Genomic DNA, 17434 nt, shown 5'->3' with positions numbered 1-17434 from the left:
GCATGACCCAGGCGACGCACCTCGTCGAGCGTGTCGCGCCCTCGCTGGCGCGGCCGGGCGGCCGGCCGGTCTGGGCGGGCGGGCTCGCCGCCGCCGCGTCCTGGGGCGCGGCGGCGCTCGTCACCAAGGCGCTGCCGAACGCCGTCCCCTACGGCAGCGACGATCTCTTCGCGATTCTCGTCGGCGGCGGCGCGGTCGCGTTCGCGGGCCTCGCGGTCGCCGGGCCGCGCAGCGGCCGGCTCCGGGAGATGCTGGACCACTACGGGCCGTGGTTCATCGCCATCGGCGTGTGGCTGACGCTGTGGGAGTTCAGCACCGCCAAGACCGGCTGGCTGCCAAAACCGTTCTTCTCGGCGCCGACCGGCCTCTTGCACGTCTACGTGTCCGACTGGCAGAGGCTGCTCATCTGCGTCGGCTATTCGCTGCGGCTGTGGGCGCTCGGCTTCGGGCTCGGCGCGCTGTTCGGCTACGTCGGCGGCGTCGCGCTCGGCTGGTCGAAGCCGTTCGCCTACTGGGGCATGCCGATCCTGAAGCTGATCGGGCCGGTGCCGGCGACCGCCTGGATTCCGGTGACCTTCTACTTCTTCCCGACCACGTTCGACGCCAGCGTGTTCATCGTCGCGCTCGCCTCGGGCATTCCCGTCATGATCCTGACGTCCTCGGGCGTGGCCTCGGTCAACCGCGCCTATTACGACGTCGGCCGCAACCTCGGCGCCGGGCCCTGGTACCTGGTGTCGCGGATCGCCATTCCCTCGGCGCTGCCGCACACCTTCGTCGGCCTGTTCATGGGCCTCTACTATTCGTTCGCGGTGCTGGTGGTGGCCGAGATGCTCGGCGCCAAATATGGGCTGGGCTGGTACATCCAGTTCCAGACCAACTATTCCGGCTACGCCAACGTCTACGCGACGATCGTGATCATGTCGCTGATCTGCGCGGGGCTGGTGAAACTGCTGTTCGTCGTGCGCGACCGGCTGCTCGGCTGGCAGGAAGGGTTCATCTGATGCCGCCGCAAGCCAGCGCTTTGCGCGCGCCGCCGGCCGTGGCGCGGCGCAACGTCGCAATCGAGATCCGCGGCGTGAGCCAGACGTTCGACCTGCGCGGGACGGCGCTGCCGGTGCTCGAAGACATCGACCTCGCCGTCGCGCCCGGGGAATTCGTCGCGCTGCTCGGGCCGTCGGGTTGCGGCAAGTCGACGCTGCTGCGCCTCGTGTCCGGCCTCGACCGGCCGACGGCCGGGACGATCGCCGCGGACGGCGTGATCGTCGAGGGTCCGGACCCCTCGCGCATCCTCGTGTTTCAGGACCCGACGCTGTTTCCCTGGGCGTCGGTCTGGAACAACGTCGCCACCGGCCTCGACGCGCGCGGCGTCCTCGACCGCCAGCGCGGGCGCGTCGACGACGCGCTGAAGCTCGTGGGCCTATCGGGCTTCGCGCGCGCCTATCCGCATCAGCTGTCGGGCGGTATGGCGCAGCGGGCGGCGCTCGCCCGCGCCCTCGTCAACGATCCCGCGCTCCTGCTGCTCGACGAGCCGCTCGGCAAGCTCGACTCGCTCACCCGCCTGACGCTGCAGGGCGAACTGCTGGCGCTCTGGCGGGCGAAGGGGTTCACCGCCCTTCTCGTCACCCACGACGTCGAGGAGGCGGTGCTGCTGTCGTCGCGGGTGATCGTGCTCAGCGAGCGCCCGGCGCGGATCAAGGCGGAGTTCGCGGTCGACCTTGCCTATCCGCGCCATCGCGACAACCCGAAAGTCGTCGAACTCAGGCGTCGGATCCTGGGAACGCTCGGCCTGGAGACGTGAGGGCAGGGGCATGGGGGTATCGAGAGTTCTGGCCGCCGCCGGCGCCGCGATCGTGCTGACGTCGCTCGTCTGGTGGTGGACGACGTTCGGCGACCTGGTGCGGTACGGCTATCTGTCGTGGAACGAGGCGGGACGGTGCCTCGTTTCCGACTCGGACCTCTGCACGCTCGCCAGGGTGCTGTGCCTCGGCGCCCATCCGCGGATCGCGATCGGCTACTGGACGAGCGCCTTCTGGATCGGCCTGGCCGTCCTGTCGGTCAGCGTGTTGACGCCGTCGCTGCGTCGGGCGGCGCCCTGATGAAGCCGCACGGTTCTGGTCTTTGCTCCCGAGGGAGGTGACGCCCATGAATGTCGCGTTCCGTCCGAGCCGCGGCGGGTCCGCGGCGCCGAAGCCGAGCAAGGGGCTGCTGCCCCTGATCGGCAACACGCCGTTGGTCGAACTGACCAAGATCGCGGCCGGGCCGTGCCGGCTGTTCCTCAAGCTCGAAGGCGGCAACCCCGGCGGCTCGATCAAGGACCGCCCGGCGCTGGCGATGATCGAGGCGGCGGAGCGGGAGGGAAAACTCGCGCCCGGCGGGACGATCGTCGAGGCGACCGCCGGCAACACCGGGCTCGGGCTCGCGCTCGTCGCTGCGGCCAAGGGCTACAAGCTCGTCCTCGTCATCCCGGACAAGATGAGCCGCGAGAAGATCTTTCACCTCAAGGCGATGGGCGCCGACGTGGTGCTCACCCGCTCCGACGTCGGCAAGGGCCATCCCGACTATTATCAGGACAAGGCGGCGCACATCGCCGCCATGATCCCCGGCGCCGTGTTCATCAACCAGTTCGGCAACCCGGCCAATCCGCTCGCGCACGAGCGCGGCACGGGGCCGGAAATTCTCGAACAGCTCGATGGCGACGTGGACGCCGTCGTCTGCGGCGTTGGGTCGGGGGGAACGCTGACCGGCCTCAGCCGCTTCTTCGCCGAGGCGTCGCCGTCGACCGAGATCGTGCTGGCCGATCCCGTCGGCTCGATCCTCGCGGATGTCGTCGCGGGCAAGACGCCCGGCGAGGCCGGAAGCTGGCTCGTGGAAGGAATCGGCGAGGACTTCGTGCCCGAGATCGCCGATCTTTCGCGGGTCGGCCGGGCCTACGCCATCGACGACGCGGAGGCGTTCGCGGCGGCGCGCGCGCTGCTCAAGGCGGAAGGCGCTCTCGTCGGTTCGTCGACCGGGACGGCGCTCGCCGCCGCCCTCAAATACTGCCGCGAGCAGACGGCGCCGAAGCGGGTCGTGGTGATCTCGGCCGACAGCGGCGCCAAATATCTGTCGAAGATGTTCAACGACTTCTGGATGGCCGACCAGGGTTTCTTATGGAAGCCACGGCGCGGCGATCTCGGCGATCTGATCAGCCGGCGCCACGACGAGGGCGCGGCCGTCACGGTCGGCCCCGACGACCGGCTCTCGGTCGCCTATGCGCGCATGAAGCTCTACGACGTGTCGCAACTGCCGGTGCTCGACGGCGACCGGGTGGTGGGGATCGTCGACGAGTCCGATCTTCTGCTCGCGGTCCTGGCGAACCCCGATCGCTTCGAGGTTCCGGTCCGCTCGGCGATGTCGAGCGGGATCGAAACCATTCCGGTCGGAGCGCAGCTCGACGACCTGCTGCGCGTGTTCGACAAGGGCTATGTCGCGGTCGTGATCGAGGGCGAGCGGTTCCTCGGCCTGATCACCCGCATCGATCTCCTCAATCATCTCCGGCGGCAAGTGGACTGACATGAGCGATTTCAACAATGGGCGCGCGGCGGGCCTGTCCACCCGCGCCATTCACGGCCGGCAGAAGCCGGAGCCCGCGACCGGCGCCGTCATCACGCCGATCTTCGCGACCTCGACGTTCGTGCAATCCTCGCCCGGCGTGAACACGGGGTGGGAATATTCGCGCTCGGGCAATCCGACGCGCGCGGCGTTCGAGGCGGCGCTGGCCGAGCTCGAAGGCGGCGCGGCCGGCTTCGCCTTCGCCTCGGGCCTCGCGGCCGAGGCCGCGGTGCTCGAGCTCCTCGACCACGGCGCCCATGTGGTCGCCTCGGACGACCTCTACGGCGGCAGCTGGCGACTGTTTCATCGCGTGCGCGAGCGCTCCGCCGGCCTGACCGTCACGCATGTCGACGCCAGCGACGCGGCCGCGATCGAGGCGGCGATCACGCCCGCGACGCGGATGATCTGGGTCGAAACGCCCGGCAACCCGCTGCTGCGCATCGCCGACCTCGCCGCGATCGCGGCGATCGGCCGACAGCGCGGCATCCTCACGGTCGCCGACAACACCTTCGCCTCGCCCGTGGTGCAGCGGCCGCTGGAGTTCGGCCTCGACATCGTTGTCCATTCGGTGACCAAATACGTCAGCGGTCACTCCGACATCGTCGGCGGCGCCGCGATCGTGCGCGACGACCCGGACCTCGTCGAGCGGCTGCGCTTCCTGCAGAACGCCACCGGCGGCGTGCTCGACCCGTTCTCGAGCTTTCTCGCCCTCAGGGGCCTGCGCACCCTGCCGCTGCGGATGGAGCGCCACGCCGCGAATGCGCTCGCAGTCGCGCGCTTCCTCGAGACGCACCCGAAAGTCGCGCGGGTGAGCTACCCCGGGCTCGCGAGCCACCCGCAACACAATCTCGCGGCGCGCCAGATGAGCAGCGGCGGCGGCATGGTGTCGTTCTTCGCCAGGGGCGGGCCCGAAGGGGCGGTGCGGGCGCTGGAGCGGGTCCGCTACTTCGCGCTCGCCGAGTCGCTCGGCGGCGTCGAGAGTCTGGTCAGCCACCCCTGGACGATGAGCCATGCGTCGATCCCGGAACCGCTGCGCCGGGCGGCCGGGATCACCCCGGAGCTGGTGAGGCTTTCGGTCGGCATCGAGGACGCGTCGGACCTGATCGGCGATCTCGATCAGGCGCTGGAAGCCGCATGATGGCCGCGCTCCGACCGCCGTCGGCGGCGGTCGGAGCGCGTCTGCCTTTGCCGGGCTGGCGGGCTTCTCCAACAGGGTGCGACACATCGCCGCGAATTATAGTCTAGTATGTATGTAGACATGATAGATACAATGCCGGCGACGATCCTGACGGAACCGAACCGGCATCGAGGAGCCCCTGTCCGATGGCCATCAATCTTCGCACCCCTCAGGCCGAAACGCGCGATCAGCGCCTCGGGACCATCACCCAATGGGACGGAAACGCCGAGACGCTCGCCCGCGACTCCGCCTTCACCTACGGCTGCGGGCGGGACTGCGGGCCGGGCGGGCGGCGCCTGTGCGAGCTGTCGACGCCCTATTCGCAGGCCTCGATGTGCGCCGAGCAGATCGCCGTCACCAACGCCACCATCATCAGGGACACGGTGGTCATCCAGCACGCGCCGATCGGCTGCGCGGCGAGCCAGTCGTTCACCTCGCGCTATTCCCGCGACCTCGCGGCGCGGCGCGGCTGGAAGCCCGAGGACCCGAAGTCGATCTGCACCAACCTGAGCGAGCGCGACATGGTGTTCGGCGGCGTCGAGCGCCTCGCCGACGTCATCAAGGAGGCCTTCGAGCGCCATTCGCCGCGGGCGATCTTCGTCGCCACCTCCTGCGCCACCGGCGTGATCGGCGACGACGTCGACGGGACGGCCCGCCAGCTCGAGGAGGAGATCGGCATTCCGGTCGTGCCGCTCCATTGCGAGGGCTTCAAGTCGCGCCACTGGTCGTCCGGCTGGGACGTGATCGAGCACGGCATCTTGCGCCGCCTCGTGCCGGACCGACGACACGAGAAGCGTGACGACCTGCTCAACGTCATCCATCTCGGCGGCCCGGACGTGTTCTCGCCGCTGGTCAATCCGCTTGGCCTCACGGTCAACCTGGTGATGGGCGGCAATTCGCTCGAACGTCTCGCCGACCTGTCGACTGCGGCGGCGACCGTCACGATGTGCTTCGTCCTGTCCTACCTCGCCACCGGGCTCGAGCAGGAATACGGCGTGCCCGAAATCCGCGCGCCGCTGCCCTACGGCCTCGACGCGACCGACGCCTGGCTGCGCGACATCGCCCGGGTCACCAGGCGTGAGCATCTGGTCGAAGCGGTGATCGCCTCCGAGCGCGCGCGCATCGCGCCCGAACTCGAACGGCTGCGCAAGGCGCTCGCCGGCAAGAAGGGCTTCGTGGCCGCCGGCGCCGCCTTCGCCCACGGCCTCATCGCCGACCTGCGCGAGCTCGGCGTCACCGTCGACGACGCCTTCTCGTTCCACCACGACCCGTCGACCGACAGCCGCGACCCGCAGCAGGACTCGCTTGGGGCTCTCGTGCAGACGAGCGGCGACATCGAGAACTTCACCGTCAGCCCGGACCAGCATTTCCAGGCCCACGCGGCGCTGAAGCGCGCCAAACCCGATTTCGTCATCTGCCGCCACACCGGCGCGATCGCGGTCCTGGCTGGGCGGATGGGCATTCCGGTGCTGCCGATCTTCTACTCCAACGACGGGCTCGGCTACGAGGGCCTGCTGACCATCGGTCGCGGCATCCTGCGCGTGCTGCCGCGCCGCCGCTTCTACGAGGACGTCGCCGCCCATTCGCGCTTTCCCTACCAGACGTCGTGGCTGGAGGAGACCAACCCCTACGCCCTCGTTGGCGAAGACGCGGCCTGAGGGAGAGCGCCATGAACCTCCAGTCCCGCTTAGACGACAGCGCCTCGCCGGGCTTCTCGGCCTCGGCCGGCCCGATCGAGCAAGTGCGGTACGGCTGCGCGCTCGGCGCACTGGCCTCGGTCATCGCGATCGAGGGCGCCATCCCGATCACCCACTGCGGCCCCGGTTGCGCGCAAAAGCAGTTCCACGCGCTCTCCGGCGTCTCCGGCTACCAGGGCGGCGAGTTCCACGTCCCCTCGACCAACATCGGTAACAAGGAGGTGATTTTCGGCGGCGCCGACCGGCTCGACGAGCTGATCGGCTCGACCTTGAAGGTGATGGAGGCGGAGCTCTACGTCGTCCAGAGCGGCTGCGTGCCCGGCCTCGTCGGCGACGACGTCGGCAACGTCGTGCAGGGCTGGCAGCGGCGCGACGTGCCGATCGTGTTCGCCGAGACGCTCGGCTATCGCGGCACGAACTTCACCGGCCACGAGACGGTCGTGCGCGCGATCCTCGACCAGTATGTGGCCACGCAACCGGGTCCCGCGCCCGAGACCCGAAAGGGCCTGGTCAACGTCTGGTCGCTGCTGCCCTACCAGAACCCGTTCTGGCGCGGCGACCTGGCCGAAATCCGCCGCATCCTCGAAGGGATCGGCCTCACGGTCAACATCCTGTTCGGCCCCGCTTCGGAGGGCCTCGCCGAGTGGCGAGCGATTCCGTCGGCGGAGCTCAACATCGTGCTGTCGCCCTGGCTCGGGCTCTCGATCGCCCGGCGTCTCCAGGAGGTCTACGGCCAGCCGGTCCTGCACGAGCCGGCGATCCCGATCGGCGCGCGCGCCACGGCCGCCTTTCTCAGAAAGGTCGGCGAGGCGGTCGGCGCCGACCCCGAACGGGTCGAACGCTTCATCGGGCGGGAAGAGCGGTCCTACTACCACTACCTGCGCGACTTCGCGCATTTCTACGCCGGCTGCACCAGCCAGTATCGGCTTCCGTCCGAGATCAACATCGTCAGCGAGAGCGCCTATGCGCTGGCGCTCGCCAAATTCTTCGTCGGCGACCTCGGACTGAACCCGGGCGTCATCGTGCTGACCGAGAACCCGCCCGAGAGCGAGCGGGCGGCGATCGCGCAGGCCTTCCGCGATCTCGCGCCCGGCGTCGACGGCGCGCCGGCGTTCGAGCCCGATGGTTTTCGCGCCCGTAAGCTCATCACGAGAAAGGCCCGCGTCGGCGAGTATCCGATCCTGTTCGGCTCGACCTGGGAGGCGGCGGCCGCCGGCGCGATCGGCGCGCCGCTGGTCGAGATCAGCTATCCGGCGACCGACGAGGTCGTGCTCGCCCGCTCCTATGTCGGCTATCGCGGCGCGTTGCAGCTTCTGGAGCGGACGTACACCACGGTCGTCCGGCAATCGACCGAGGAGAACCCGGAGACGGCGTTCTCATGAGCGCGGCGCCCGCTCACGCGCGGACGGGCCGCGCCGTCCGCGTCGCCATCGCGACGCACACGGGGGTTCGGGTCAGCGAACATTTCGGCCACGCGACCCGGTTCGAGATCTGGGAGGTGAGCCCCGACGGCGCGCGTCTCGTCGAATCGCGTGTCAACCGGCCGGCCTGCGGCGTCGGCGCCGACCGGGCCGACGAACTGATGGACGCCTCCGTCGCCGCGGTCGCCGACTGCCGGGCGGTGGTCGTCGCCCGCCTCGGCGAATGCGCGATCAACCGGCTCGACACGCTCGGCATCCTCGCGTTCGAGACCGAGGACACGGTCGACGAGACGGTGCGCGAGCTCGGCCGCTACGCCGCCCTGTTCGAACGGGAGGACGCATGAGCGCGCCCGTTTCCAGCGCCTGCCCGGCGCATGTCATGCGGGCGGCGGGGACCCCGGCGTTCCCCGATCTCGAGGGCAAGCATCCGTGCTTCTCGACCACGGCCGAAGGCCACGCGGCGGCGGCGAGGCTGCATCTTCCGGTCGCGCCCGGCTGCAACATCGCCTGCGCCTTCTGCCGGCGCGATTTCAACCGCGTCGAGCAGCGGCCGGGCGTGGCCGCGCGTCTCCTGAGCCCCGACGAAGCGGTCGCGACAACGGAGCGTGCGCTCGCGCTCGTGCCGAACCTGGCGGTGGTGGGGATCGCCGGGCCCGGCGATCCGCTGGCCTCCGACCACGCCATCGAAACCTTCGCCCGCATCCACGCCCGCTGGCCGGACCTCACGCTGTGCGTCTCGACCAACGGCCTGATGCTGCCCGAGCGGGTCGACGAACTGGCCGCAGCCGGGGTCGCCACGCTGACGGTGACGGTCAATTCGGTCGATCCCGAGATCCAGGCCCACATCACGCCGAAGATCGCCTGGCGACGCAAGCGCGTGAACGGCGTCGAGGCGGGACGCCGCCTGATCGACAACCAGCTCGAAGGCATTGCGCGCGCAGCCGCCCTCGGCCTCACGATCAAGATCAACACGGTGCTGATCCCGACCGTCAACGACCATCACATCGGCGCGGTCGCGGAAGCCGTGGCGAAAGCGGGAGCGCGGATGATCAACGTCATCCCGCTGATTCCCGAGCACCAGCTGTCGCATCTGAAGGAGCCGACCTTCATCGAGCGCCACCGCGCGCGGGTGGCGGCCGCGAAACACCTGAGGGTGTTCACCCACTGCCGGCGCTGCCGCGCCGACGCGGTCGGCGTGCCCGGCCTCACCGACTTCACCCGCGATCTCTACGGCGACGACATCCAGGCCGAGCCGACCTTTTCGCACGGCTGAGCGCCCGCGACCCACCCTGAAGGAGTTCGAACCCATGGCCCGCAAACCGAAGCAGATCGCCATCTACGGCAAGGGCGGCATCGGCAAGTCGACCACCACGTCCAACATTTCGGCGGCGCTGGCGGAATCCGGCCTCAAGGTGATGCAGTTCGGCTGCGATCCCAAGGCCGATTCCACCAACACCTTGCGCGGCGGCGAGTACATCCCCTCCGTCCTCGACCTCCTCGCCGAAAAGCGCCGGGTCAACGCGCACGACGCCGTGTTCAAGGGGTTCGCCGGCATCTACTGCGTCGAAGCGGGCGGCCCCGCGCCCGGGGTCGGCTGCGCGGGGCGCGGCATCATCACCGCGGTCGAGCTCTTGAAGCAGCAGCGGGTGTTCGAGGACCTCGACCTCGACGTCGTCATCTACGACGTGCTCGGCGACGTGGTGTGCGGCGGCTTCGCCGTCCCGGTGCGCGAAGGCATCGCCGAGCACGTCTTCACCGTCTCGTCGGCCGACTTCATGGCGATCTACGCCGCCAACAACCTGTTCCGCGGCATCGAGAAATTCTCGAATTCCGGCGGCGCGCTGCTCGGCGGCATCATCGCCAATTCGATCAACACCGATTTCCAGCGCGAGATCATCGAGGATTTCGCGCACAGGACCTCGACGCCGATCGTCCAGTACGTGCCGCGCTCGCTGACCGTCACCCAGGCCGAGCTGTCCGGCAAGACCACGATCGAGGCGGCGCCCGACTCCGAGCAGGCCGACGTCTACCGCGCGCTCGCCCGCACCATCGCCGGGCATGAGGTGTCGAAGGCGCCGACGCCGCTCAGCCAGACGGAGCTGCGCGAATGGTCGGCGCGCTGGGCCGAGCACATCGTGCGGCTCGAGCGGAGCGAGCGCGCGCGACCGCGCGCGGTGGCGTGATCGCCGCCGCCCGCGGCGCGCCCGCCGATCGGCTCGCCCCCCGCGAGCCGCACTTGAAAAGGAACCGTCAATGACCGCGCAGTTTCCCAAGCTCGCCACCGACACGCTGGTTCTGCACGGCGGCGCCTTCCGGCACGACCCGGCGACGTCGGCGACCGCCGTTCCCATCTATCAGTCGACGTCGTTCGACTTCCCCGACACCGCGACCGCGGTCAGAATCGTCAACTTCGAGCAGATCGCCTACACCTATTCGCGCGTCGGCAACCCGACGGTCGACGCCTTCGAGCAGCGCCTCGCGGCGCTCGAGGGCGGCGCGGCGGCGCTCGGGCTGGCCTCCGGCCAGGCCGCCACCGCGCTCGCCGTGCTGACCCTGGTCGAGGCCGGCGACAACATCGTCACCTCGCCCGACCTCTACGGCGGCACCGTCCACTTCTTCAAGGAGCGCCTGAAGCAGTTCGGCATCGAGGCGCGCTTCGTCGATTCGTCGGACCCCGAGAATTTCCGTCGCGCCACCGACGACCGCACCCGCCTCTATTTCGGCGAAACGCTGCCGAACCCGAAACTCTCGGTGTTCCCGATCGCCGAAGTCGCGGCGATCGGCCGCCCGCTCGGCGTCCCGCTGATCGTCGACAACACCGCAGCCCCGCTCGCCATCAAGCCGTTCGAGCACGGCGCGGCGGTGATCGCCTATTCGGCGACCAAATACATCGGCGGCCACGGCACCACGATCGGCGGCGCGATCGTCGACAGCGGCACGTTCCCGTGGGGCGATTTCCCCGAGCGGCAGCCTCTGATTCATCGCCCCGACCCGGGCTACGGAAACCGCAACTACCTGCAGCTGGCGGAGCTGTTCGGCCCCATCGCCTACGTGCTGCGCGCCCGCGCGGCGCTGTTGCGCGACCTCGGGCCCAGCCTGTCGCCGCAGAACGCCTTCCAGCTCCTGCAAGGGCTGGAAACCCTGCCGCTGCGCATAAAACGCCAGTTCGACAACGCCGCCAAGGTCGCCAATTTCCTGGCTGAGCATCCGAAGGTCGCCCGGGTCATCTACCCCGGCCTGCAGACCGGCCTCGACCGCGAGCGCGCCGACAAATATCTGACGCTCGGCTACGGCGGCCTCGTCGGCTTCGAGCCGACCGGCGGCGAGAAGGCGGCGCTCGGCTTCATCGACCGGCTGAAGCTCTTCTATCACCTGGCCAACATCGGCGACGCCCGCAGCCTCGCGATCCATCCGTCTTCGACCACGCACGGCCAGCTCAATCCCGAGCAGCAGGCCGCCGCCGGCATCTCGCCCGCCTTCGTCCGGCTGTCGATCGGCATCGAGGATTGCGACGACATCATCGCCGACATCGAACAGGCGCTGGCAGGCGTCTGAGCGCAACGAAGACAGGAAGCTGAACATGGCCCGAGTCCCGCAGGTCACGCTGGAGACGGCGACCCCCGAGCAGAAGGCGGTCTGGGACGAGACCGTCGCCGCTCACGGCGTCGTCACCAACATGAAGGCGACGCTCCTCCACTCGCCGGTCGCGCTCAAAGCGGTGCTCGAATGGTACGCGCTGTTCGATCGCGTGAAGCCTTTCTTGAGCGAACGCGAGGCGATCCTGTTCTGCAACGCGATCTCGCGCGCCAACCGCTGCGAGCTGTGCTCGCTGTTCATGCGCCGCGCGATCGTCAAGTGGGGCGAAGACCCGGATCGCCTCGCGCTCGACGAGCGGACTGAGACGCTGACCGACTTCGGCCGCCAGCTCGCGCTCGACGCGAACGGCGTGTCCGACGCGCTGTACGCGCGGCTGAAAGCTCATTTCAGCGACGTCCAGATCGTCGACCTCACCGCGTTCGGCGCGCTGATGATCGTCAACAACCTGATCAACAGCGCCCTCAGGGTCGAGCCCGATTCCTCGCTCGACCCGTACAAAGCATCGCCCGAGATCCTGTTCGGGTGAGCCCGGCCATGGCGCGCGATTTCTCGAACAAGGTCGTCTTCATCACCGGCGCGGCGCACGGACAGGGGCGCGCGGCGGCGCTCGCGTTCGCGCGCGCGGGCGCGGCGGTCGCGGGCTTCGACATCGCCCGCTCGCTCGCCTATCCCGCCTATCGGCTCGGCTCCAGCGCCGAACTCGAATCTTTGCGCAACGAGGTCGCGGGCTTCGGCGGCCGGTTCCTGCCGCTCGTCGGCGACGTGCGCGACGAGCGGGCCGTGGCCGCGGCGGTCGCCGAGACGGTCGCCGCCTTCCGCGGCCTCGACATCGTCTTCGGCAACGCCGGCGTCGCGGCCTATGGCGCGGTGACGGAGCTTGCCGAAGAGCAATGGGACACGGTTCTCGACATCAATCTCAAGGGCAACTTCCTGCTCGCCAAGCACGCGGCGCCCCATCTCGTGGCGCGCGGCGGCGGTGTGATCATCTTCAATTCGTCGGTCGCGGGCCTGCGCGGGTTTCCGCGCCTCGCCCATTACGCCGCGTCCAAATGGGGGCTCGTCGGCCTCGCCAAGTCGCTCGCGATCGAACTGGCGAAGGCGCGCGTGCGCGTCGTCACCCTGCACCCGACCGGCGTCGACACGCCGCTCAACGACGGGCTGGCCGAACTCGAGGGTTCGACGGCGCTCGAGATCGCGGAGAAATCCGCCGGCAACCTGCTGCCGACGCCATGGGTGACGGTCGAGGACGTGGTGGGCTGCGTGCTGTTCCTCGCCTCCGACGACGCGCGCTACATCACCGGCTCCGGGCTGACGCTGGACGCCGGCCTCCTGACGCGATGACAGGCGAGGCCGCGCTCGGCGAGGCGCCTGCATGAGCCCGTCGGGTCCAAACGGGCGCGCCGCTCCAAATTCTCGGATTCCATGCGCAAATTAATAGTTGATAAAATCGATAGACTTTATATACTCAATCCACGGAGGACTCGTCCAAGCTTCGGCGGGGTGAAGGCCGGACCCACGACAAGCCGGTCAGGAGCGACCCTAACAGGGGAAAAGACATGACGAAACAGACTCCAATCCGCCGGGCGGCCGGCGTCGCGCTGGCGATTGCGGCCCTCGCCGGCGGATTTGGCGCGGCGACTTCGGCTGAGGCCGGTCCGACGGTGGACCAGATCAAGCAGCGCGGCGTCATCAATGTCGGCGTCGGAACGCAGGCGGGCTTCTTCGCGCCCGACGCCAACGGCAAGTGGCAGGGCTTCTTCATCGACTTCGGCCGCGCCCTCGCGGTGACCGTGTTCAACGACCCCGACAAGGTCCAGTTCACCAACACCTCGCCGCAGCAGCGCCTGCCCGCCCTTCAGGCCGGGCAGTTCGACGTCTTGCTGTCCGGCGTAACCGAGACGATTCTTCGCGCGTTCAAGCTGAACTTCAATTTCGGCCCGGTCGTGTTCTACGACGGACAGGGCATTCTGGTGAAGAAGTCGCTCGGCGTGACCAAGGGGTCCGACCTCGACGGCGCGACCATCGGCGTGCAGAGCGGCACCACGGGCGAACTCAACATCGCCGACTTCTTCAAGAAGTCGGGCAAGACCTACAAGCCCGTGGTGATCGAGGACACCAACGCCTTCAGTCAGGCGCTGCTGTCGGGCCGCGCCGACGCGCTGACCCAGGACAGTTCCGACCTCGCGCTGCGCCGGGCGGCTTTCCCGAACCCGGACGACTACGTGCTCCTGCCCGAACGGCTGTCGAAGGAGCCGCTCGCGCCCGCCATCCGCTGGGGCGACGACCAGTGGCTACAGATCGTCAACTGGACCGTCTACGCCACCATCCAGGCCGAGGAATGGGGCATCACGAGCGAGAATGTCGACAGCTTCCTGAAGAGCGACGACCCGGCGATCAAGCGTTTCCTCGGCGTCGATCCCAGCTTGGGCGAAGCGATCGGCCTCGATCCGAAATTCGCCTACAATATCGTCAAGAAGGTCGGGAACTACGGCGAGATCTTCGAGCGCAACCTCGGCAAGTCGACCAAGATCGGCTTCGACCGCGGCCTCAACCGGCTCTGGACCCAGGGGGGACTGCTCTACTCGCCGCCGTTTCGCTGAGTCTCGGGGGAGCCGGCCGTCGCGCCGGCTCCCGTTCCCTTGCGCATCAAACATCGAGCAGAACCCCGATGACCGACGCCCGGGCCTTGCCGCCTCCCGCCGCCGAAAGCCGCCTCGCGGCGGTCCGGCGCTGGTGGGGTGATCATGCGCTGGCGCAGGCGGTCGGCCTCGCCGCTGTGACCGTCGTCCTTGCTGTCCTGACCGCCAACGTCGTTGCGAGCATGCGCCGCCTCGGCATGTCGCCGAATTTCGACTACCTCGCGCAGCCGGCGAACTTCGACATCTCGGAGTCGCTGATCGTCTATCGCGCCGGCGACCCCTACGCCCGCGCGATCCTCGTCGGCCTGCTCAACACCCTCAAGCTCGCCGTGTGCGGGTGCGCGCTGGCCACCGTCCTCGGGGTGACGCTCGGCCTCCTGCGCGCCGCCGGCAATCCGCTGCTCGCCAGACTGGTGGCGACCTATGTCGAAGTCGTCCGCAACACGCCGCTGGTGCTGCAGCTGTTCTTCTGGATCGCGCTGACGCGCATGGCTCCGCCGGTGCGACAGGCGCTCGAGCCGCTGCCTTTCGCCTATCTCTCGGTGCGCGGCGTCTACCTGCCCTGGATCACGGTCGAGGGCGGCGCGATCTGGCCGGTCGCAGCCTTCCTGCTGCTCGTCGCCCTCCTCGTCCACGAGATCCACAAGCGGCTCGGGCGGCCGCTGTCGGCGACGGAGTGGCTCGTCGCTGCTGCGGCGGCGATCCTCGTTCCGGCCGGCTGGGTCTGGGCGGACGGCGTGCGCCTGTCCGCCGATCTGCCGACGCTGAGGGGCTTCAACATCGTCGGCGGGATCAGTCTCACGCCGGAATTCGCCGCGATGCTGGTCGGCCTTGCGGTCTACTACGCCGCCAATATCGCCGAGATCGTGCGCAGCGGGCTGCAGTCCGTCACGCGCGGACAGTGGGAGGCGGGGCGCGCCCTCGGGCTGCATCGCGCGCGCATCCTGCAACTCGTCGTCCTGCCGCAGGCGATGCGGGTGATCACCCCGCTGATGACCTCGACCTGGCTCGACCTGACCAAGGATACGACGCTCGGCGTGCTGATCGGCTTCACCGAGGTGACCGCGGTCATCAAGACCAGCGCCAACAACACCGGCAACGCGGTCGAGACGATCCTCGTGCTGGTCGTGGTGTTCCTGTCGATCAGCCTGCCGGTGTCGGCGGCGATCAACGCCTACAACCGCATGCTAGCGCGCCGCGGAGTGGTCACGTCATGACGATCCTGCTCGAAGACGCGCGACTGGCGCCGCCGAAGGCGGAGCGGTGGCGCGCAGCCGCGGCCGATCTCTTCTCCTCCCCCGTCAACGCCGTGGTGACGGTTGTCGTCGCCGGCCTGATCGCCGCCGCGCTTTGGCGGTTCGCCCGCTGGGCCGTTGTCGACGCGGCCTGGTCGGGCGGAGCGGAAACCTGCCGTCAGCGCAGCGGCGCCTGCTGGCCGTTCGTCGCGAGCAACGCCCAGCTGATGGTGTTCGGGGTCTACCCGCAGGACCTGTTGTGGCGTCCGGCGGTCAGCCTCGCGCTGATGGCCGGGGTGATCGCGGCGAGCATGATCCCGCGGCTGTGGAGCGCGACGTTGGCGCTCGCATGGGGGCTGGTCCCGGCGGCGGTCTGCATCCTGCTTTCCGGGACCTTTTTCGGACGGCCCGTGTCGACCAACGAATGGGGCGGCCTGCCGCTGACCCTGCTCGTCTGGATGATCGCCTTCGCCGGCGCCTTCGTCGTCGCCATTCCGCTCGCGCTGGCGCGGCGGTCGAACATGGGGGGCCTGCGCACGGCGGCGATCATCGTGATCGAGCTCGTGCGCGGCGTGCCGATGCTGGTGGCGCTCTACGTCAGCCGCTTCATCGTGCCGATGACCGCGCCCGGCCTCGAGATCAACCTGTTCGTCAGCGTCGAGACGGCGCTGATCCTGTTCGTCGCCTCCTACCTCGCCGAGATTGTTCGCGCAGGCCTCCAGGCGCTGCCGCGCGGCCAGACGGAGGCGGCGAACGCGCTGGGCCTCGGCTATTGGCGCACGACGCAGTTGATCCTGCTGCCGCAGGCGCTGAGAGCGGTGATCCCGGCGCTGGTCAATCTCGGCATCGGCGTTCTCCTGTCGACGCCGCTGGTGGCGGTGATCGGCATGACCGATTTCCTGAGCGCGGTGCGCGAGGCCGCGAGCCACGAGCAGGACTGGCCCGGCTGCTACACGACCGCCTATTTCGTCGCCGGGCTCGTCTTCTTCTCCATCTGTTTCATCGCGTCGCGCTACAGCCGGTGGCTGGAGCGGCGCCTGCGCGCGGCGGGCCATGGCTGACCATCCTCTCTCCCATCGCACCGAAACCGTCCGGGACGCGCGGCGCCCGCCGCGGGCCGCCCCGGCGATCGAATTCGCCGGCGTCCACAAATGGTACGGCGCGTTTCACGTCCTGCGCGACATCCGCCTCGCGGTCCACCCCGGCGAGCGGGTGGTCGTCTGCGGACCGTCGGGCTCAGGAAAATCGACGCTGATCCGCTGCGTCAACCGCCTCGAGGAGCATCAGAAGGGGGCGATCCGGGTCCACGGCGTCGAGTTGAGCGCGTCGTCCAGAGAGATCGACCGCGTCCGGCGCGAGGTCGGCATGGTGTTTCAGCAGTTCAACCTGTTTCCCCATCTGACCGTGCTGCAGAATTGCGCGCTGGCGCCGGTCTGGGCCGAGGGCGTCAAACGCCGGGAGGCGGAAGACCGCGCGCACGCGCTGCTCGCCAAGGTGAAGATCGCCGACCAGGCGCACAAATACCCGTCTGAGCTTTCCGGCGGGCAGCAGCAGCGCGTCGCCATCGCCCGGGCGCTGTGCATGAACCCGAAGATCATGCTGTTCGACGAACCGACGTCGGCGCTCGATCCCGAAATGGTCAAGGAAGTGCTGGACACGATGACGGCGCTCGCGAGCGAGGGCATGACGATGATCGTCGTCACCCACGAGATGGGCTTTGCCCGCCGCGTCGCCGACAAGGTCGTCTTCATGGACAACGGCGAAGTCGTCGAGGCCGGCGACCCGGAAGAATTCTTCACCGCGCCGAGACACGAGCGCGCCCGGCAGTTCCTCAGTCGGCTCCTGCACTGACGTCGTCGTCGTGTCCCCGCCAACGAGCCGGCATGCACCCCGCGCGATCCGAACTCCGCCGACTCGACTGCGACGAAAATCACCCATCGCCGGCAACGGTCGATCTCCTGAAACAGGAGCGGGTGTTCGAGGATCTCGACCTCGACGTCGTCACCGACGACATGCTCGGCGACCAGCACGGCCCCCACGTGGTCTGGCAGGGTGCGCTCCCGGGGGGCGGCTGACC

Annotated in this window: 18 protein-coding genes; all 18 read left to right on the top strand. The window is 69.0% G+C overall.

Annotated elements, in window-relative coordinates; all coding sequences use genetic code 11:
* Positions 1-2 precede the first annotated feature (2 nt).
* The 18 genes from DFR50_RS02260 to DFR50_RS02175 all read left to right on the top strand — a co-directional run bounded on the left by DFR50_RS02260 (position 3) and on the right by DFR50_RS02175 (position 17432).
* Positions 3-1001, top strand: a complete 999-nt coding sequence (locus DFR50_RS02260) for an ABC transporter permease (protein ID WP_113887565.1) — start codon at positions 3-5, stop codon at positions 999-1001.
* Positions 1001-1798, top strand: coding sequence for an ABC transporter ATP-binding protein (locus DFR50_RS02255; RefSeq protein WP_113887564.1), 798 nt, complete (start codon positions 1001-1003; stop codon positions 1796-1798). Before DFR50_RS02260 ends, DFR50_RS02255 begins: the two co-directional genes overlap by 1 nt.
* A gap of 10 nt (positions 1799-1808) precedes the next feature.
* The gene (locus DFR50_RS02250) at positions 1809-2096 is read left to right on the top strand and encodes a hypothetical protein (RefSeq protein WP_113887563.1); all 288 of its coding nucleotides are present in this window, start codon (positions 1809-1811) and stop codon (positions 2094-2096) included.
* Between the two features lie 46 nt (positions 2097-2142).
* Positions 2143-3552 carry a pyridoxal-phosphate dependent enzyme gene (locus tag DFR50_RS02245; protein ID WP_113887562.1) on the top strand — a complete coding sequence of 470 codons (1410 nt, stop codon included), beginning with the start codon at positions 2143-2145 and terminating at the stop codon, positions 3550-3552.
* Between the two features lies 1 nt (position 3553).
* A complete protein-coding gene (locus DFR50_RS02240) occupies positions 3554-4729 on the top strand; it encodes a trans-sulfuration enzyme family protein (RefSeq protein WP_113887561.1) in 1176 nt (391 codons plus the stop codon).
* Between the two features lie 185 nt (positions 4730-4914).
* A complete protein-coding gene (locus tag DFR50_RS02235) occupies positions 4915-6426 on the top strand; it encodes a nitrogenase component 1 (protein WP_113887560.1) in 1512 nt (503 codons plus the stop codon).
* 11 nt (positions 6427-6437) lie between these two features.
* The gene (locus DFR50_RS02230) at positions 6438-7847 is read left to right on the top strand and encodes a nitrogenase component 1 (RefSeq protein ID WP_113887559.1); all 1410 of its coding nucleotides are present in this window, start codon (positions 6438-6440) and stop codon (positions 7845-7847) included.
* On the top strand, positions 7844-8230 hold the full coding sequence (locus tag DFR50_RS02225) for a NifB/NifX family molybdenum-iron cluster-binding protein (protein WP_113887558.1): 387 nt from the start codon (positions 7844-7846) through the stop codon (positions 8228-8230). Before DFR50_RS02230 ends, DFR50_RS02225 begins: the two co-directional genes overlap by 4 nt.
* On the top strand, positions 8227-9159 hold the full coding sequence (locus tag DFR50_RS02220; RefSeq protein ID WP_113887557.1) for a radical SAM protein: 933 nt from the start codon (positions 8227-8229) through the stop codon (positions 9157-9159). Before DFR50_RS02225 ends, DFR50_RS02220 begins: the two co-directional genes overlap by 4 nt.
* Before the next feature lie 34 nt (positions 9160-9193).
* Complete coding sequence (gene nifH, locus DFR50_RS02215; RefSeq protein WP_113887556.1) at positions 9194-10069, top strand: nitrogenase iron protein; 876 nt, start codon at positions 9194-9196, stop codon at positions 10067-10069.
* Positions 10070-10139: 70 nt separating this feature from the next.
* Complete coding sequence (locus DFR50_RS02210; protein WP_113887555.1) at positions 10140-11441, top strand: O-acetylhomoserine aminocarboxypropyltransferase/cysteine synthase family protein; 1302 nt, start codon at positions 10140-10142, stop codon at positions 11439-11441.
* Positions 11442-11466: 25 nt separating this feature from the next.
* On the top strand, positions 11467-12009 hold the full coding sequence (locus tag DFR50_RS02205) for a carboxymuconolactone decarboxylase family protein (protein WP_113887554.1): 543 nt from the start codon (positions 11467-11469) through the stop codon (positions 12007-12009).
* 8 nt (positions 12010-12017) lie between these two features.
* Entirely contained in the window at positions 12018-12824 is an 807-nt protein-coding gene (locus tag DFR50_RS02200) for an SDR family oxidoreductase (RefSeq protein ID WP_113887553.1), read from the top strand.
* A gap of 215 nt (positions 12825-13039) precedes the next feature.
* Positions 13040-14083: an amino acid ABC transporter substrate-binding protein gene (locus DFR50_RS02195; protein WP_113887552.1), complete on the top strand. Its 1044-nt coding sequence runs from the start codon at positions 13040-13042 to the stop codon at positions 14081-14083.
* A gap of 68 nt (positions 14084-14151) precedes the next feature.
* Entirely contained in the window at positions 14152-15339 is a 1188-nt protein-coding gene (locus tag DFR50_RS02190) for an amino acid ABC transporter permease (protein WP_245427259.1), read from the top strand.
* Positions 15336-16418 (top strand): amino acid ABC transporter permease, encoded by a 1083-nt coding sequence (locus DFR50_RS02185; RefSeq protein WP_113887551.1) that lies wholly within the window; start codon positions 15336-15338, stop codon positions 16416-16418. Before DFR50_RS02190 ends, DFR50_RS02185 begins: the two co-directional genes overlap by 4 nt.
* Positions 16411-17208: an amino acid ABC transporter ATP-binding protein gene (locus DFR50_RS02180; protein WP_113887550.1), complete on the top strand. Its 798-nt coding sequence runs from the start codon at positions 16411-16413 to the stop codon at positions 17206-17208. The genes DFR50_RS02185 and DFR50_RS02180 overlap by 8 nt, the downstream gene beginning before the upstream one ends.
* A gap of 32 nt (positions 17209-17240) precedes the next feature.
* Positions 17241-17432 (top strand): hypothetical protein, encoded by a 192-nt coding sequence (locus tag DFR50_RS02175; RefSeq protein ID WP_113887549.1) that lies wholly within the window; start codon positions 17241-17243, stop codon positions 17430-17432.
* The last annotated feature ends 2 nt before the right edge of the window (positions 17433-17434 follow it).

The sequence above is a fragment of the Roseiarcus fermentans genome, assembly GCF_003315135.1.
Classification (GTDB): Bacteria; Pseudomonadota; Alphaproteobacteria; order Rhizobiales; family Beijerinckiaceae; genus Roseiarcus; species Roseiarcus fermentans.
Note: the sequence above shows the minus strand (reverse complement) of the source record. Positions and strands in the feature narration are given on the sequence as shown.

Coding starts and splice junctions, on each gene's coding strand:
- nifH (WP_113887556.1), top strand. CDS start 9,194: ATGGCCCGCAAACCGAAGCAGATCGCCATCTACGGCAAGGGCGGCATC.
- DFR50_RS02205 (WP_113887554.1), top strand. CDS start 11,467: ATGGCCCGAGTCCCGCAGGTCACGCTGGAGACGGCGACCCCCGAGCAG.
- DFR50_RS02250 (WP_113887563.1), top strand. CDS start 1,809: ATGGGGGTATCGAGAGTTCTGGCCGCCGCCGGCGCCGCGATCGTGCTG.
- DFR50_RS02255 (WP_113887564.1), top strand. CDS start 1,001: ATGCCGCCGCAAGCCAGCGCTTTGCGCGCGCCGCCGGCCGTGGCGCGG.
- DFR50_RS02195 (WP_113887552.1), top strand. CDS start 13,040: ATGACGAAACAGACTCCAATCCGCCGGGCGGCCGGCGTCGCGCTGGCG.
- DFR50_RS02245 (WP_113887562.1), top strand. CDS start 2,143: ATGAATGTCGCGTTCCGTCCGAGCCGCGGCGGGTCCGCGGCGCCGAAG.
- DFR50_RS02175 (WP_113887549.1), top strand. CDS start 17,241: ATGCACCCCGCGCGATCCGAACTCCGCCGACTCGACTGCGACGAAAAT.
- DFR50_RS02260 (WP_113887565.1), top strand. CDS start 3: ATGACCCAGGCGACGCACCTCGTCGAGCGTGTCGCGCCCTCGCTGGCG.
- DFR50_RS02230 (WP_113887559.1), top strand. CDS start 6,438: ATGAACCTCCAGTCCCGCTTAGACGACAGCGCCTCGCCGGGCTTCTCG.
- DFR50_RS02220 (WP_113887557.1), top strand. CDS start 8,227: ATGAGCGCGCCCGTTTCCAGCGCCTGCCCGGCGCATGTCATGCGGGCG.
- DFR50_RS02185 (WP_113887551.1), top strand. CDS start 15,336: ATGACGATCCTGCTCGAAGACGCGCGACTGGCGCCGCCGAAGGCGGAG.
- DFR50_RS02200 (WP_113887553.1), top strand. CDS start 12,018: ATGGCGCGCGATTTCTCGAACAAGGTCGTCTTCATCACCGGCGCGGCG.
- DFR50_RS02240 (WP_113887561.1), top strand. CDS start 3,554: ATGAGCGATTTCAACAATGGGCGCGCGGCGGGCCTGTCCACCCGCGCC.
- DFR50_RS02235 (WP_113887560.1), top strand. CDS start 4,915: ATGGCCATCAATCTTCGCACCCCTCAGGCCGAAACGCGCGATCAGCGC.
- DFR50_RS02225 (WP_113887558.1), top strand. CDS start 7,844: ATGAGCGCGGCGCCCGCTCACGCGCGGACGGGCCGCGCCGTCCGCGTC.
- DFR50_RS02210 (WP_113887555.1), top strand. CDS start 10,140: ATGACCGCGCAGTTTCCCAAGCTCGCCACCGACACGCTGGTTCTGCAC.
- DFR50_RS02190 (WP_245427259.1), top strand. CDS start 14,152: ATGACCGACGCCCGGGCCTTGCCGCCTCCCGCCGCCGAAAGCCGCCTC.
- DFR50_RS02180 (WP_113887550.1), top strand. CDS start 16,411: ATGGCTGACCATCCTCTCTCCCATCGCACCGAAACCGTCCGGGACGCG.